Annotated in this window: 14 protein-coding genes; 8 read left to right on the forward strand and 6 right to left on the reverse strand. The window is 71.4% G+C overall.

Features of this window, described 5'->3' with window-relative positions:
• Positions 1–253 precede the first annotated feature (253 nt).
• The 3 genes from ATC03_RS16470 to ATC03_RS16480 are packed head-to-tail and all read left to right on the forward strand — an operon-like array spanning position 254 to position 4,583.
• On the forward strand, positions 254–1,744 hold the full coding sequence (locus ATC03_RS16470) for a dicarboxylate/amino acid:cation symporter (protein WP_067879453.1): 1,491 nt from the start codon (positions 254–256) through the stop codon (positions 1,742–1,744).
• A 23-nt stretch (positions 1,745–1,767) separates the two neighbouring features.
• On the forward strand, positions 1,768–2,658 hold the full coding sequence (locus tag ATC03_RS20630; protein ID WP_067879457.1) for a fibronectin type III domain-containing protein: 891 nt from the start codon (positions 1,768–1,770) through the stop codon (positions 2,656–2,658).
• Positions 2,659–2,702: 44 nt separating this feature from the next.
• Entirely contained in the window at positions 2,703–4,583 is a 1,881-nt protein-coding gene (locus ATC03_RS16480) for a hypothetical protein (protein ID WP_067879460.1), read from the forward strand.
• A 131-nt stretch (positions 4,584–4,714) separates the two neighbouring features.
• Here the strand turns inward: ATC03_RS16480 and ATC03_RS16485 are convergent, their stop codons facing one another.
• Positions 4,715–5,470 carry a DeoR/GlpR family DNA-binding transcription regulator gene (locus ATC03_RS16485; protein ID WP_067879463.1) on the reverse strand — a complete coding sequence of 252 codons (756 nt, stop codon included), beginning with the start codon at positions 5,468–5,470 and terminating at the stop codon, positions 4,715–4,717.
• Between the two features lie 56 nt (positions 5,471–5,526).
• Here ATC03_RS16485 and ATC03_RS16490 point away from each other — a divergent pair, with 56 nt between their 5' ends.
• The gene (locus ATC03_RS16490) at positions 5,527–5,898 is read left to right on the forward strand and encodes a DUF4406 domain-containing protein (protein ID WP_067879466.1); all 372 of its coding nucleotides are present in this window, start codon (positions 5,527–5,529) and stop codon (positions 5,896–5,898) included.
• A gap of 88 nt (positions 5,899–5,986) precedes the next feature.
• Here the strand turns inward: ATC03_RS16490 and ATC03_RS16495 are convergent, their stop codons facing one another.
• Positions 5,987–6,829: an SDR family NAD(P)-dependent oxidoreductase gene (locus ATC03_RS16495; protein ID WP_067879469.1), complete on the reverse strand. Its 843-nt coding sequence runs from the start codon at positions 6,827–6,829 to the stop codon at positions 5,987–5,989.
• Positions 6,830–6,877: 48 nt separating this feature from the next.
• Positions 6,878–7,312 carry a YybH family protein gene (locus ATC03_RS16500; RefSeq protein ID WP_067879472.1) on the reverse strand — a complete coding sequence of 145 codons (435 nt, stop codon included), beginning with the start codon at positions 7,310–7,312 and terminating at the stop codon, positions 6,878–6,880.
• A 93-nt stretch (positions 7,313–7,405) separates the two neighbouring features.
• Here ATC03_RS16500 and ATC03_RS16505 point away from each other — a divergent pair, with 93 nt between their 5' ends.
• Positions 7,406–7,867: a DoxX family protein gene (locus tag ATC03_RS16505; protein ID WP_067879475.1), complete on the forward strand. Its 462-nt coding sequence runs from the start codon at positions 7,406–7,408 to the stop codon at positions 7,865–7,867.
• Between the two features lie 32 nt (positions 7,868–7,899).
• On the opposite strand, the gene ATC03_RS16510 is transcribed toward ATC03_RS16505, so the two are convergent.
• A complete protein-coding gene (locus tag ATC03_RS16510; protein ID WP_067879479.1) occupies positions 7,900–9,960 on the reverse strand; it encodes a COG1470 family protein in 2,061 nt (686 codons plus the stop codon).
• A gap of 185 nt (positions 9,961–10,145) precedes the next feature.
• Between ATC03_RS16510 and ATC03_RS20635 the strand changes: the two genes are divergently transcribed.
• Positions 10,146–10,616, forward strand: a complete 471-nt coding sequence (locus ATC03_RS20635) for a pyridoxamine 5'-phosphate oxidase family protein (RefSeq protein ID WP_067879481.1) — start codon at positions 10,146–10,148, stop codon at positions 10,614–10,616.
• A gap of 155 nt (positions 10,617–10,771) precedes the next feature.
• Here the strand turns inward: ATC03_RS20635 and ATC03_RS16520 are convergent, their stop codons facing one another.
• Positions 10,772–12,226 carry a hypothetical protein gene (locus tag ATC03_RS16520; RefSeq protein WP_152030990.1) on the reverse strand — a complete coding sequence of 485 codons (1,455 nt, stop codon included), beginning with the start codon at positions 12,224–12,226 and terminating at the stop codon, positions 10,772–10,774.
• A 442-nt stretch (positions 12,227–12,668) separates the two neighbouring features.
• Here ATC03_RS16520 and ATC03_RS16525 point away from each other — a divergent pair, with 442 nt between their 5' ends.
• Together ATC03_RS16525 and ATC03_RS16530 are read left to right on the forward strand one after the other, a co-directional pair.
• Positions 12,669–13,805, forward strand: a complete 1,137-nt coding sequence (locus ATC03_RS16525; RefSeq protein WP_067879487.1) for an epoxide hydrolase family protein — start codon at positions 12,669–12,671, stop codon at positions 13,803–13,805.
• 57 nt (positions 13,806–13,862) lie between these two features.
• Positions 13,863–14,315 (forward strand): nuclear transport factor 2 family protein, encoded by a 453-nt coding sequence (locus tag ATC03_RS16530; protein WP_067879490.1) that lies wholly within the window; start codon positions 13,863–13,865, stop codon positions 14,313–14,315.
• A gap of 68 nt (positions 14,316–14,383) precedes the next feature.
• On the opposite strand, the gene ATC03_RS16535 is transcribed toward ATC03_RS16530, so the two are convergent.
• Positions 14,384–15,031, reverse strand: coding sequence for an NADPH-dependent F420 reductase (locus ATC03_RS16535; protein WP_067882458.1), 648 nt, complete (start codon positions 15,029–15,031; stop codon positions 14,384–14,386).
• Positions 15,032–15,061 lie beyond the last annotated feature (30 nt).

The following is a 15,061-nucleotide window of genomic DNA, read 5'->3' on the forward strand; positions in this document are numbered from 1 at the left end:
TCGGCATCCGCTCGCCTCATCCGCCCGGATCATTCGCCCGCGCGTCCGTCACACGGCGTCATCGACCCTGCGTCACGAAGCGCAACATCCGCACCCTCGAACTGCCCTGGATCCCGGATTCACGGTCATTCCGTGTCGCATGACGTAACCGGCATTCACACCGCGACATGCTCCGGCACCGGCCTCCCGGGTTTCACTACGTTCACGTCATGCCCTGCCGCACCACGCTCAACGCCGACCCGAACACGACCCGATGATCGACCTCGACTGGCTCTCATTGGCGGCACTCGCCGCGACCGCCGCACTCTTCGTCGGCGTCTACTTCCTGCGACGCGCCGGCGCCTCGTTCACCCTGCTCACCGTCATCGCGCTCGTGGTGGGCATCGGCGTCGGCCTGCTGTTCCAGGGGCACCTCGACTACGTCGACGTGATCGGCACCGTGTACGTGAACGTCATCACCGCGATCGTCGCGCCGCTCATCATCGTGTCGGTGCTCGCGAGCATCACGTCGCTCGGCAGCCTCGCGAAGCTGCGCACCATCGGCCTCAGCTCGGTGTTCTGGCTGCTGCTCACGAACCTCATCGCGATCCTGCTGACGCTGGGCCTCGCCCTGGCCACCGGCATCGGCACCGGCGCGCAGCTCGAACTCGCGGGCGTCGACGGCTCGACCCTGACCGGTCTGCTGCGACCCCTCGACGAGGTGATCGTCGGGCTCTTCCCGTCGAACGTCGTCGGCGACATCGCGTCGAACAACATCATCGGCATCATCCTCTTCACGCTGCTGATCGCCGTGTCGTACCTGCTCGTCGCCGATCGCAAGCCCGAGAAGGTGCGTGCGTTCAAAGACGTGGTCGACGCGACCAAGCGCGTGTTCTTCAAGGCCGTCGGCTTCATCATCGCGCTCACCCCGTATGCGGTGCTCGCGCTCGTCGCCTCGACCACGTCGACCGCGGTCGCCCGTCTCGAGACGGCGCTCTCGCTCATCGGCGTCCTCGTCATCGCCATGGTCGCCTGCTTCGTCGACGCCTACCTCGTGAACGGCGTGCTCGTGAAGGTCTTCGCGGACCTCTCGCCGCTGCGCTTCTTCAAGCTCATCACGCCGCCGCAATACACGGCCTTCACGACCCAGTCGAGCATCGGCACGCTGCCGCTGACGATCTCGACCCTGGTGCGCAAGGTCGGCGTCAGCGAGGAGGTCGCCGGCTTCACCGCTCCCATCGGCACCACCATCGGCATGCCGGGCTGCGCGGGCATCTGGCCCACGCTCGTCGCGGTGTTCACGGTCAACGCGCTCGGCATCGAGTACACGGTGCTCGACTACGTCGTGCTCGTCGTGCTCGGGCTGCTCGTGAGCCTCGGCACGGCCGGCGTCCCCGGCACCGCGATCATCACGGCCACCGCGGTGCTCACCGCCGTCGGGCTCCCGATCGAGGTGCTCGTGCTGCTCATCCCGATCAGCGCGATCGCGGGCACCGCCAGCACCATGGCCAACGTGACCGCCGCGGCCACCAGCGCAGCGATCGTGGCGCGTCGCGCCGGAGCCCTCGACGACGAGATCTTCGCGGGCCGTCGTCACGCGCCCGACGACGAGGACGACGCCGACGCGAGCACGACCCCCACGGCCGCGCCCGCCGCCGCGCCAGCGCCCGCCGCCGCACCCACGCCCGCCGCCCACGCTGCTGCCACCGACTCCGCCACCACCGCAGACGACACCGCCACCGCTCGACTCACGCCGGTCCCGTGACCGGTCGAACCGAAGGACAGCCCATGCCCAAGACCGCGCGCTCCAGACTGCGCACCCTCGCCGCGACGATCGTCTTCACGATCTCGGTGCCGACGTTCCTCCTCATCTGGAGCGCGCCGGCCCAGGCCGCCGGGGACGTCTGCGACCTCTGCTCCATCAACTTCGACCTCGGCGCGTGCGACGGGCTCGGCGGGTATCCGTACGACAGCACGCAGGAGGATCCGCCCCCCGCCATCAGCGGCGGCGGCGCTCCTGCCCCGGCACCCGCCCCTGCTCCGGCTCCCGCCCCGGCACCTGCTCCGGCCCCCGCACCCAGCACCGGCGGCGGCACCGCCACGGGCTCGGCGGGCACCTCGACGGGCACGTCCGGGTCGACCGCGACCTCCGGAACGACGGATGCCGCGGCCACCGCGAACCAGCCCGCCGCCGTCGTGCAGACGGCGCCGCTGGCGCCCACCGCTCCCACGCTCGCCGCCAAGGGCGCCTCGCTGACGGTCACTTGGGCCGCGCCGGCCGACGGCGGCTCGCCCGTCACGGGCTACAAGCTGTCGCTCAACAACGGCACCCCGATCCAGATCGCCGCCGGAACGACCACGTACACGTTCCCCAAGCTCGGCGCCGGGGCCTACACGGCCACGATCATCGCGACGAACGCCGTCGGCGACGGCGTCGTGTCACCCGCGTCGACCTCGGTGAAGATCGCGGGCGCGACGGCCGCGCCCACCGCCGAGGCCGTCGAGCGCACCGCCGCCTCGACCGAGACGGGCGCCCCGAGCTGGCTCGCCGGCACGGGCCTGCTCATCGCCCTCGTCGCCGTCGGCGCGCTCGCGCTGCTCGGCCAGCGCCTCCTGCGCCGTCGCAAGGCCGACGCCGCAACCGCGACCGACGGCGTCCCGCCGACCGACGCTCCCTGACCACCCGGTACCTGTTCGCCTGCATGCTCCCCGAAAGGAAGCCCATGTCCGACCACACCCACCCGCCGAGACGCCGCCACCGCGGCGTGGCGATCACCACGACGCTCGCGCTCGGCGGTGCCGCGCTGTTCGGCGCGGCCGCGTTCGCCTCGCCGGCCGCCGCCGCCCCCAGCGGCGCCGCCATCGACACCGTCGACTACATCGAGGAGACGTACGGCGTCGCCGACAGCGTCGTCGAGACCGTGACGTTCGAGCGCTTCGAATGGCTGCTCGGCCAGGAGGGCCGCTTCGCGTTCCTCGTCGGCGGCGCCGCGGACGAGACCACGACCGCGAGCCTCGCGACGATCGATGCCGCTGCCAAGGCCGCGGGCGTCGATCAGGTGTTCACGTTCGACCCGAAGCTCGACGGCCACAGCCTCGACATCCGCACCACGACGAACCCCGACGTCGCACCGCTGTGGACGCGCGTCGTCGCCAACGCCCTCTCGAAGGACACGCAGACGCCGTTCGACGGCACCGACGACCCGTACTTCTTCGTGTACGACAAGTCGCACACCGAGGGCGGTGTCGAGGACCGCATCGTGAGCGCCCTGACCGCGCCCGTGACCAGCGCCCAGCTGGCCGACCCGGCGGCCCTCGCCGCGTACCGGACCGCCGTCGCGGGCGTCTTCACCGCGGCCGGCACGCTCTCCGAGAGCAGCCAGTTCGCCTTCACCTCCTCGGCCGTGAACGCGAAGCACTTCAAGGACTACAAGGGCGCCGACGCCTACGGCGGACCGACGATCCTCACGGATGCCGACTCCGACTGGCGCGTGCAGACCGTCACCTACCCCGAGCTCGTGAACCTGCTCGAGAGCGACGGCGACTTCGTGCTCTTCTTCGGTGGAACGTGGTGCCACAACACGCGCGCCGTCCTGCAGCACGTGAACGCCGAAGCGGTCGAGAACGACGTCGAGAAGGTCTACTTCTTCGACCTCCGCCTCGACGGCGCATCGTCGAACGACCTGCACATCCGCGACACGGGCTCCGAGTACGCCGACTTCTACGGCGACCTCGTCACGAAGCACCTGCCGAACCTGGTCACCCAGTACGTGCCCAAGGTGTCGGGCCAGGTCGACTACTACCCGGGCGGCGACCGCGGCCAGGCGCTCGCGACCGCGAAGAAGCTCCAGGTGCCCTACGTGCTCGAGTACGAGCGCGGCCGCATCGTCGACGGCAAGGCGGCTCCGGTCGTGCGCCAGTGGATCCACGACAACGGCGACGGCACCTACAAGGAGTACATGACCGAGTGGTGGTACGTCATCGACAAGCCCGGTCGCTACACGTCGCCCACCGACCCCGGACTCGCGAATCAGCTCGCCTTCGCCGACGAGGCGATCGCCGCGCTCGACACGTTCTTCGGCGACCTCGGCAAGGACACCACGGTCGACCCGACCACGCCGCCCACCACGCCGCCGGCCACCACGCCGCCCGCGACCACGCCGCCGACGACTCCCCCCACGGGCGAGAAGCCGTCCGACGTGCTGGGCACCGTCGCGGTCTCGGGCGACCTGCGCCCCGGCGGAACCATCACCGTCAAGGGCAGCGGCTTGGCCGAGGGCACGAGCGGCTTCACCGTGGAGATCCGCTCGACGCCGCAGACGCTCGGAACCGTGAGCACCGACGCGTCCGGCGCGTTCACCTTCACCGGCAAGATCCCGACCTCGATCCCCGCGGGTGCGCACACCATCGCGGTCACGATCGACGGGGTGACCGTGGCATCCGCCGCCGTCACGGTGCAGGAGGCCGCCGCGGCCTCGCAGGCCGGCCTCGCCGACACCGGCGCGGGCTTCGTCGGCCCGCTGACCTGGGCGGCGATCGCCCTGCTGCTCGCCGCAGCGGCCGTCATCACGATCGCCCGCGTCCGGTCGCGATCGGCGGCCTAGTCACGAGCCCCGACCGGGGCGGACGCCGAACCTGAACGGGTGCGGATGCGAAGGCATCCGCACCCGTTCCGCGTTGCTGCGACGGATCGAACCGGCCGGGCCTACCGCTGCGGCGCCGACGACGACGAGCCTCAGCCCGACTCGACGATGCGCACGCCCGTCTCGCGGAGGCGCGCGAGCGAGATCGCGTCGGACCGGGCGTCGAGCACGAGGCCCGTGACGGCGTCGAGCGGCAGCACCTGGTGCGGAGAGGCGGCGCCGACCTTCTCGGCGCTGCCGAGTGCGTACGTCTCGGCCGCGCGAGCAGCGAGCACGCGCTTCATGGCGGCCTCGTCGGCGTCGCCCGTCGTGAGGCCGGTGGTCGGGTGGATGCCGGTCACGCCGAGCAGGAACAGGTCGGCGTTGATGCGGTTCGCCGCCTCGACCGCAGCGGCGCCCGACGCGACCATCGAGTGCCGGAAGAGGCGGCCTCCGATGAGGATCACCTCGGCGGCGTGGTCGACGAGCGCCACGGCGATCGTCGGGCTGTGCGTGACGATCGTGCACTCGAGCGAGCGCGGCAGCCGCCCGACGACGGCGAGCGTGGTCGTGCCGCCGTCGAGGATCACCGTCGAGCCGGGCTGCACGAGCTTGGCCGCGGCCGCGGCCACGCGCTCCTTGCTGTCGGAGGCGATCGAGGTGCGGGCACCGTAGTCGGCGACGGCCGGCGACGCGGGAACGGCTCCCCCGTAGACGCGCGTGAGCAGGCCCTCGGCGGCGAGCTCGCGGAGGTCGCGCCTGATGCTGTCTTCGGAGAGGTCGAGCTCGGCCGCGATCTCCTTGGCGACGATGCGCCGATCCCGGGTCAGTCGGTCGAGCAGGAGCTCTCGTCGCGCAGCCGCCAGCATTCGCACTCCTTCACGTTGTTGCACGTTTCTACACATTCTGCACTATTCTGCAGAACATGACCACCTCGATGATGATCCTGATCGCCGGCCCGTACGCCTCGGGCACGAACGGCGACCCCGCCCGCATGCAGCAGAACCTCGAACGCCTCGAAGAGGCCGCGTGGCCGCTCTTCCGGGCCGGACACGTGCCGATGATCGGCGAATGGGTCGCGCTGCCCGTGCTCTCGAGCGCCGGCGCCAGCGGCCCCACCGACCCCCTCGCCGAGCAGGTCATGTACCCGACCGCCGAGCGCCTGCTGCAGCGCTGCGACGCGGTGCTGCGCCTGCCCGGCGAATCCCGCGGCGCCGACCAGGACGTCGCGATCGCCCGCTCCCGCAACCTGCCCGTCTACTTCAGCCTCGACGAGGTGCCCGGCATCGCGGCCTGAGCCCCGACGGTCGGGCGAGCGGATGCCGCGGCTCGAGCACGCCGAATGCGGCCGCCCGCGGCATCCGCTCGCCCGCGGCATCCGCATGTCAGCGCCCGGCGGGCTCCTGCTGCAGCATCGCGACCGACCGGTCCCAGAGCTCGCGCGCGAGCTCGACATCGGCGGCGTGCCGGCTGGCGCGGGCCGGACGCGACTTCGTGTAGTACTCGCCCGTCGGGTAGTCGACCCCGGGCTCTCCCTCGGCGAGGAAGACCAGCGTCGAGGCGCCCTGCTCGGGCGTCTGCAGCACGAGGTCGCGCAGGCGCCACCGGTAGAGCCCGGCCATGCCCGACCCGTGCTCGGCCGAGAAGTTCGTGGCGATCGCGCCCGGATGGAACGCGGTCGACGTGACGCCGTCGCCCCCGTACCGGCGCTCGAGCTCCTTCGTGAAGAGCACCTGGGCGAGCTTCGCGTTGCCGTAGGCGCGCACCGGCCGATAGCGGCGCTCGGACTCGAGGTCGTCGAGGTCGAAGCGCGAGAAGATGCGGTTCGCGAGGCTCGACGTGTTGATGACGGTCGCCCGCGAAGCGACGAGCGTCGGCATGAGCTGCTGGGTCAGCAGGAACGGCGCGAGGTAGTCGACCTGGAACGTCGTCTCGTGGCCGTCGCGCGTGACCTCGCGGTGCTTGCCGAAGACGCCGCCCGCGTTGTTCGCGAGCACGTCGATCTTCGGATGCCGCGCCGCGAGGTCGTCGGCCAGCGCGCGCACCGAGTCCAGGTCGGCGAAGTCGGCGAGGTGGTGCTCGACGCCGAGTTCATCGGCCAGCGCCTGCGTCTTCTGCGGCGAGCGCCCCACGATGACGACCTCGTGCCCGTCGGCGTGCAGCCGTCGTGCGGCGGCCCGGCCGATGCCGTCGCTCGCGCCGGTGATGACGATGACCTTGCCCGCCACGGTGCCTCCTGAATTCGAGGACCTCAGCCTAGGCGCAGCATCCGGCCTTCATGCACCGATCGCGATCTCCCACTCGATGCGCCAACCGTCGGGGTGACGCCGGAGCCCGATCGTGGTCGCGAGCTCCAGGCGCACGCGTCGATGGGCGAGGGCGCGGTACGAGACGTGCTCGCGCGTGCGGCAGACGGCGAGGTCGCCGTCGAGGCGCACGTCCGCGATGCCGACCGTCCAGCGGATGCGCCCCTGCAGCAGTTCGAACCATTCCCAGATGCGCACGGCGTCGATGGTCGGATCCGCGATGCGCGTGATCGGAGGGGTGGGGCCGACGACCCGGGCGCCCGGTTCGTAGCGTGCGGCGAGCCAGTCGGCGTCGCGCGAGCGCATCGCGGCGCCGCGCTTCGAGGCGATCCAGGCGATCTCGGCCTCGTCGATGCGGGCCTCGCGGGCCCGCGCGAATGCGGTGTGAACGTTGTTCGTGGTCATATCCCCACGACGAACGGGCCGCTGCCGAATCGACCGTGCTGCGACATCCACGAAAGATCCGTGCTCCGGATGCCGCGGTGCGACACTGGGTCGATGCGCCGACGCCCGAACGAGAACGCGACCCGCCCGCTCACCGTCATCCGCTCGCTCACCCGATGGCTGCTGGCGGCGCTGCTCGTCTTCGCAGGGCTGTCGCACCTGTTCTGGGCCCGCAAGGGCTACCGCATCGTCGTGCCCGACTGGGTCGAGCAGGTCGCGCCGATCGACAAGGACGGGGTGGTCGTCGCATCGGGTGCAGCAGAGGTGCTGCTCGGCACGGCGGTGATCGCGCTGCCCCGCGAGCGTCGCCGCGTTGGCGTGCTCATCGCCGCGTTCTTCGTCGCGGTGTTCCCCGGCAACGTGCATCAGTGGCGAACGGGCCGGCCCGCACCGCTCATGCGCACCGACCGGGCCCGGTTCGTGCGGCTCTTCCTGCAGCCCGTGCTCGTGGCGTGGGCGCTCTGGAGCACGGCGCCCGACGACCGTGCGGGGCGCGGCGGTCGCCGAGCACGCTGACGCCGGCCGGCCGGGTAGCGCCCGACGCCGGCTCAGGTCTCGGGCCGCGGCCGCGCGAGCACCCCGCCGACGAATCCGAGCACGCACCCGATCCAGACGAGCACGAGTCCGAGTCCGAGCGCGGGCACGAACGCGACGACCGCGAGGAAGATCAGCCAGGCGACGGTGAGCAGCACGATGAAGACCGCGCACGCCCGGGTCATCCGGCCGTGCTTGCCGATCATGCCGAGCAGCATGAGGGCCCCGAAGAGCACCACGAGCACGCGCATCCCCGGTTCCGACAGGAACGGGTCGGCGAGGTTCAGTTGCCCGCGCACGAAGGCCCCGATGAGGTCGACCGAGGGCAGGAACGGCGGGAACCCGGCGAACCACTCGGCCAGTGCTCCGATGATCACGAGCAGGCCGCCGATCGTCACGAGCACGCGGCTCGCGATCGGCCGCCGGTTCGAGGTCTCCTGCGTGAGCGCGGCATCGACCTCGATCGAGCGCACGCCGTCGGTCGCGATGACGCGGAACCGTCGGGTCGCCGACTCCGACGGCTCCGGACGCGGGGCGTCGACGACGAGTCGGGTGCTGCCGACCTGACCCGGCGGGATGACCAGTTCGTGCGGCGTGAATCCGAGGCGGGCCGTGCCGTCTTCGGAGGCCCCCTCGAAGCGCACGCCGAGCGGCTCGACGCCCCTGCGGTTGTCGACCGAGACCTGGAACGCGGCCTGGCGTTCGTTCACGACGAGCTGCGAGGGGGGATCGACGCGGATCGCCGCCGTGAGGATCGGCTCGGGCGGTGACGTGAGCTCGACCGAGCCCATCGCCTCGACGTCGTGCACCCCGTCGGAGGCGATGACCGAGAACGCGTGCTGCAGGGTGCCGCCCCGCGGCGGCGGGGCGGCGGCGAGCCGTCCGCGCACGTGCGCGACCGCACCGGGCTCGAGCACGACCTGCTCGGAGCTGAACGCGAAGCCGATCGCGCGCCCCGGGTCGCGCCCGACGAGGTTCAGCGTGACCTGGCGCTGGCCCCCACGGTGGTCGAGGAGCACGTCGAAGTCGGCGGTGGTGCCCCGCTCGATGCGCAGCGAGCTCGGCTCGATGCGCACGCGCACGGGCTGGTCGACGGGCTCGGCGGCCGTGCGCTGCACGAGCGTCAGGGGTGCGGCCGCGCGTCCGGCGTCGTTGCCGGCCTCGACCGTGATCTGGCGGTTGAGCTCGCGACCCGCCTCGGGCTCGGGCGCGCTGAACGACACCGGGAGCTCGACCACCTGACCCGCGGGCACGGTGACGACGTCGGGCGCGAACGCGAAGCGCACGACCCCCTCGGCGTCGCTCGCCGAGAGGCGCACCGTCTGCGGGAAGTTCGCCGCGCGGTTGTCGAGGCGCACCGTGAACTCCCCCGCGGCGTGGTCCTCGAGCCGGATCAGGCTCGGCCGCACCTCGAGCGTCGCACTCGGCCCGAGCGGCGGCACGGTGAGCTGCAGCGCGACCTCCGCCGTGCGTTCCGGGTCGGCCTGCGACGAGATCCGCAGCGTCAGGGCCACGCGTTGGGCGAGCACGAGCACGCCTTCGCGCAGCCCGAGCTCGAGCGGCACGGCGAGCTCCTGGTCGGGCATGAGGTGCACGTCGCCGTGCGAGAACGAGAGCCACTGCGGCGGAGCGACCGGCTCGATCTCGTAGCCGTCGACGATCGACGACGGGTTCGTGAGCCGCAGCAGCACGGTCGCGGGCAGCGCGGGCCCGACCGTCGCCTCGGTCGTCTCGAGCACGGCCTCTGGCGTCTCGATGCGCGCGGCCGCGGCGACCCGCGGATGGGTCGACGACGACGGCGCCGACGGGCCCGGCTCGCGCGCCGGGGCGATGTCCGCTGTCTCGGGCTCGACGGGCGCGGGCTCGACGGGCGCGGGCTCGACGGGCAAAGGCTCGACGGGCGATGGTTCGACGGCCTCCACCGACTCGACGACGGTCGGGATCGTTCCGGTCAGCGGCTCCCCGTCGAGCGTCGCGGCGCCGGAATCCCAGCCGAGGTAGGCGTCGCAGACGCGGCAGAACCGCGCGGACGGCTCGTTGGCCTCCCCGCACACCTCGCAGACGCGAACCGCCATCGACGCTCCCTCCGCGCAGCAACCTAGCCCCGTGGCGGCCGTGCGGCCACCGAACTGCCCGAACGGGTACGCAGGCCTGCCCCGCGGCATCCGCGCCTCGGAAGCGACGCATTTCGACCTCTCGCGACACATGGGCAGCGTGTCGCCGGCCCGACGTAGGGTCGAACGTGACGGAAGGATCACCGATGACCGACACCGCGAGCTCAGCCGCGACATCCGCAACGCCCTTCGCCTTCGACCTCGACAACGAGGTGCACGCCCGCGCACTCGGGCGCCTCGCGAGCGAGCGCATCGCGTGGTTCGGCTCGATCAGCCGCAGCGGGTACCCGCACGCAGTGCCGGTGTGGTTCGTCTGGCACGAGGGCGCCGTGATCATCCTGAGCGAGCCGGGCGCGGTCAAGGTGCGCAACGCGACGCGCGACCCGCACGTGCTCGTGCACCTCGAATCAGGCCACGACGAGGAGCAGCTCACCGTTCTGCAGGGCACCGTCGAGGTGCTGAACGACGCCGCGACCTCGTGGCTGCCGGCGATCGGCGAGGCCTACTTCGCGAAGTACGAGCACGACCTGCCGCCGCTGAAGCTCACGCTCGAGTCGATGGCCGCGAAGTACAGCACGATCCTGCGCGTGACGCCCGAGAAGCTCATCGCCTGGTGACGCAGGGCTGAACGAGGCCGAGCGGATGCCGCGGCATCCCGTCGACCGTCGAGCCGCCGCCTTGACGGCGACCCCCCGAAACCCAGAGCGGCGGCCCCCGTCATCCGGGAGCCGCCGCCTGCCTGATTCGGGTCGTCAGGTCTTGGATCGCAGAACTACGCGGTCAGAGCCGTGTTGCAGTCCGCGTTGTCGAGGTACACCAGCCACACGGCCTTGCCGTCGACGACGAAGCCGTCACCGGGCAGCGAGGCGGGCAGCACCTCCGTGGGGGTGAAGACCACGCGGTAGCGGGTCGTGCCCTCACGGTCGGGGGCGTCGGCGACGCGGCTGGCGATCTTCCAGGTGCCACCGGTCGACTCGCCGAACTGCACGCCGTCGAGGTCGACGCCGCACTGGTCCAGCTTGGCGGGTGCCGTGGTGATCGACGAGACGTGGTTGAAGCACGGCTCGGCCGCGACCACGTCGAAGCCCTTCGAGACCTTGAACGTGACGCCGTCCTTCGCGAAGACCGTCCAGCCCGCGGGAACCGTCGTGAACGCGTCGGCGCTCTCGTTCTTCACGGTCGCGATGACGTCGTAGTGACCGGGCGTCAGCGCCGAGAGGTTCGTGATGGCGGCGCCGTCGGACTTGCGCTTGACGAGCACCTTGACGCCGTCGGGGTTCGCGATGCCGAGGCTCGCGGCCGTGATGACGCCTGCGCCGTAGCCCGCGGGCGGGGTGCAGACCTCATTGGTGAACACGACCGTCGGAACCGTCTGGTCGCAGCGGTCGTTGTTCTGGGTCGCGGTCCACTGCTTGCGCACGCCGGCATTGAACACGTAGCCGTCGGTCGCGGTGGCGACGACGCCGATCTTGCCGTTCAGCAGCGAGTGGTCGGTCACGGCGTACGTGTAGCCGACGACGGCCGGGAGCACCCAGTGCCCGTTGTTCACGGGGCCGCACTCGTCGACCCAGGTCGGCGCTGCGGGCGTGATGCACGCGGTGCTGGTGCCCTCGCGGGTGGTGGCCTCGCCGTTCCAGGGGGTCACGACGACCGACCACGTGTTGCGCACCGACCTGTCGGCGAACGCGATGGCGTCGCTGAATGCTGCGCCGAACTCGACGTCGCGCACGACGGAGCCGTTCACGGTCACGACGACCGAGTTGGGCACCTCGTCGGCGGCGACGTGGTCGGGGTTCGCGACGAGGATCGTCGGCGAGCCGACGGCGGGCTTCGCGGCGACGCCCGCGACCTCGACGTGCTTCGTGGTCTTTCCGGTGGCGGCCCAGATCTGCCAGTCGTAGAGCACAGCAGCGCCGCTGTACTTGTGCGCCGTGCGGTACGTCCACTTGGTCGGGAACAGCCCGGCGAGCGTCTTGTACTCGTAGTCGGTGTGGCTCACCTCGGCGACCGCGGGCACCGCGGCCACGAAGTCGGGGTTCGCGACCTCGAGCTGCGGCTCGCCGACGGCCGGCTTCGTGTCGTACCCGGTGAGGTCGACGGTCAACACCTCGCAGGTGGCGGATGCCGCGGGCGCGACCTCTGCGGATGCCGGCGCCGCGGCGGCGAGCACCGCGAGGCCTCCGGCCAGCATCGCCGTGGCGGCGACGCTCGCGATGAGCTTCTTCAACTGGACTCCTTCGTTGGTGGTCGTTCGTGGTCGTTCGTCCCGAGTCGAATCGCTCTCGCACGCCGGGCCGCCTTCGGGTCGGGCGAGCAGGCGAAGCCGGAGCAGCGAGTCATCGCCGACGACCGTCGAGCGGGCGCGACGGAATCGCGGCTCGAGGTTCGCCGGGGCGGCACCGACCTCGGGTCTCGCGGGCGGCATGGATGCCGGATGCGAGGGTCGGTATGTATTCGAAGCTATACGTCGGAACGGGTCGGGAAGGCGCTTCCATGCCCCCAGTACGGGTGCATTCGGCGGGCATCCGGCGGGCATCCGTGCGTGCGGCCGGCGCCGACCACGGACTGTCGGCCGACGTCGCCCGTGACGTGCTCAGACGGTTACCCGAGACATCCGCGAACCGGCTCGGATGGTTTCGGATGTCGGTCGCACCGGTTACGTTCGGCGCATGGACGCACCGCATCCGTTCGAACTCCACGTCGCCGACGGGGTGGTCGACGACCTCCGTGCCCGGCTGGCGCGGAGTCGACTGCTCGACGACTCGCCGCGCACCCCGGCGTCGGGCCTGAACAGCGCCTACCTCCGAGAGCTGGTCGAGGCGTGGGGTGCGTTCGACTGGCGGGCCCGAGAGGCGTGGCTCAACCGGCATCCGCAGTTCATCGCCCAGATCGACGACGCGGCCGTGCACTTCGCGCACCTGCGTTCGACGCAGGCCCGACCCGGTGGCGGTGAGGCCCCCGCCCTGCTCGTCATGCACGGCTGGCCGCACACGTTCGCGCTGCAGCTCGACTTCGCCGACCGGCTGCCCGACTTCGACGTCGTGGTCGCCAGCCTGCCCGGGTTCGCGTTCTCGTCGCCGTACGCCGATGGCGAGATGAGCGAGACGCGGCTCGCGGCCACCATGCACGCGCTCATGACCGACGTGCTCGGCTACGCCCGCTTCTTCACCTACGGCGAAGACGTGACGGCGAACGTGAGCGACCTCATCGCCGCGACCTACCCCGATCAGGTCGCCGGCATCATCGCGACGCACGCGCACTTTCCGAACGCCGACGAACGGGCCGCGCTGACGGATGCCGGTGAGCGGGCGTTCTTCGACGGCATCGCCGCCTTCCACGAGACGAACGGGGCCTACGGGCACGTGCAGTCAACCCGGCCCGATACGCTCGCGGTCGCGCTCAACGACTCGCCGGCAGGCCTATTGGCGTGGCTCGTCGAGAAGCTCGTGGAGTGGAGCGACACCCCGGCGGGCGACCCTCGGGCCGTCGAGCGGCGCATCGCGCGCGAACGCATCCTCACCGAGGCGATGATCTACTGGGTCACCCAGTCGATCGGCACGTCGTTCCGCCCGTACTACGAGGGTGCCGACCAGCCCGCGCCGATCCCGCCGACCTCGGTGCCCGCGGCCGTGCACATCCAGCGCCACGAGTCGACCTACCCCGAGTCGCTCGCCCGCCGGCACTACCTCGACCTGCGCGTGTTCGACCGCCTCGACGAGGGCGGGCACTTCACGGCCGCCGAGGTGCCCGACGCCCTCGCCGAGCGGGTGCGGGCGTTCGCGACCTCGATCGGCGCGTTCGACTGAGGCGCACCGCTGCGCGAATCGCACGCCCGCGCGCACCCCGCTGCTAGCGTGTGCGGCATGTCAGCACCGGTGCAGCAGCTCGTGGAGTCGATGTTCGCGGGCGTCCAGGCGCTCGATATCGAGAGGGCCACGGCCGGGATGGCCGACGACATCGTGCTCTTCGACCCCCACTACCCGTACCCCGACATGGTCGGCATCGTCGCCGTGCGCGAGGGGCTGACGTGGGCGTTCACCCAGATGGCGAGCATGCGCTTCGACGTCGACCGGTGGTTCTTCGGCGCCGACGGCACCTCGGCCGTCGTCGAGACCTCGACGCACCACGTGCTGAAGATGGGCTCGAAGCGGCTCGACTTTCCGCAGGTCTTCGTGATCGACACCCGCACGGAGGCCTCAGGCGAGCGTCGCATCACGAAGATGCGTGCGTACGAGCCCTACGGACCGCACGGCTCGACCGGCTTCGGCCTGAAGATCGGGCATGCCGTCTACCGCCTCACGCACCGGCGCCGCTAGGCCGCCGGACGCGAGATCGGGCCGAGCGCACTGCGCCCGGCCCGGTCCGTCGGTGTACGGCCTGCGGGTTACGCGGCCTCGGCGCGCTCGGCCTTCGCGAGGTTCGCGACGAGCTCGTCCCTGGTCTGCACGGTGACGTAGGCGGGCTGGTCGCGCTCGACGCGCCAGCTCTCCGAGAGCGGGCCGACGTTCACGGTGTCGAAGCCGATCTGGTCGTAGAGGTCGGTCACGAACTGCGCGGCCTCGTCGAAGTCGCTCGAGGTCGCCAGCGCGCGGCGTCCGGGCGTGCCCGCGGGGGTGCCCGTCGTGGTGATGTCGGCGGCGGTGATGTGGTTGAAGCCCTTGGCGACGCGGCTCGCGGGCAGGTGCGCCTGCAGCAGGCCGCTCACGGTGGCGCGGCCCTCGTCGAGCACGGGCACGTGGCCGTCGCGCTCCCAGTAGTAGTTGTTCGTGTCGATCACGATCTTGCCGGCGAGCGGCTCGACCGGCACGGACTCGTAGGCCTTGAACGGCACGGTGACGACCGCGACATCCGCCGCCTTCGCTGTGCCCTCGGCGGTCGCCGCGGTGGCGTTCGGGCCGAGTTCCTCGATCAGGTCTGCGAGCGTCTCGGGCCCGCGCGAGTTGGCGATGACCACCTCGTAGCCGTTCGCCACGGCCGCGCGTGCGACCTGGCTGCCGATGTGTCCTGCTCCGATGATTCCGATCGTTGTCATGCTGAGTGACAACGGATGCCTCGCCGCCGG

The sequence above is a fragment of the Agromyces aureus genome (genome assembly GCF_001660485.1).
In the GTDB taxonomy this organism is placed as follows: Bacteria; Actinomycetota; Actinomycetes; order Actinomycetales; family Microbacteriaceae; genus Agromyces; species Agromyces aureus.

What these genes read in the sequence shown, in the direction of transcription:
- ATC03_RS16470 (WP_067879453.1), top strand. Translation starts at nt 254, where the DNA reads ATGATCGACCTCGACTGGCTCTCATTGGCGGCACTCGCCGCGACCGCC.
- ATC03_RS20630 (WP_067879457.1), top strand. Translation starts at nt 1,768, where the DNA reads ATGCCCAAGACCGCGCGCTCCAGACTGCGCACCCTCGCCGCGACGATC.
- ATC03_RS16480 (WP_067879460.1), top strand. Translation starts at nt 2,703, where the DNA reads ATGTCCGACCACACCCACCCGCCGAGACGCCGCCACCGCGGCGTGGCG.
- ATC03_RS16485 (WP_067879463.1), bottom strand. Translation starts at nt 5,470, where the DNA reads ATGCTGGCGGCTGCGCGACGAGAGCTCCTGCTCGACCGACTGACCCGG.
- ATC03_RS16490 (WP_067879466.1), top strand. Translation starts at nt 5,527, where the DNA reads ATGACCACCTCGATGATGATCCTGATCGCCGGCCCGTACGCCTCGGGC.
- ATC03_RS16500 (WP_067879472.1), bottom strand. Translation starts at nt 7,312, where the DNA reads ATGACCACGAACAACGTTCACACCGCATTCGCGCGGGCCCGCGAGGCC.
- ATC03_RS16505 (WP_067879475.1), top strand. Translation starts at nt 7,406, where the DNA reads ATGCGCCGACGCCCGAACGAGAACGCGACCCGCCCGCTCACCGTCATC.
- ATC03_RS16510 (WP_067879479.1), bottom strand. Translation starts at nt 9,960, where the DNA reads ATGGCGGTTCGCGTCTGCGAGGTGTGCGGGGAGGCCAACGAGCCGTCC.
- ATC03_RS20635 (WP_067879481.1), top strand. Translation starts at nt 10,146, where the DNA reads ATGACCGACACCGCGAGCTCAGCCGCGACATCCGCAACGCCCTTCGCC.
- ATC03_RS16525 (WP_067879487.1), top strand. Translation starts at nt 12,669, where the DNA reads ATGGACGCACCGCATCCGTTCGAACTCCACGTCGCCGACGGGGTGGTC.
- ATC03_RS16530 (WP_067879490.1), top strand. Translation starts at nt 13,863, where the DNA reads ATGTCAGCACCGGTGCAGCAGCTCGTGGAGTCGATGTTCGCGGGCGTC.
- ATC03_RS16535 (WP_067882458.1), bottom strand. Translation starts at nt 15,031, where the DNA reads ATGACAACGATCGGAATCATCGGAGCAGGACACATCGGCAGCCAGGTC.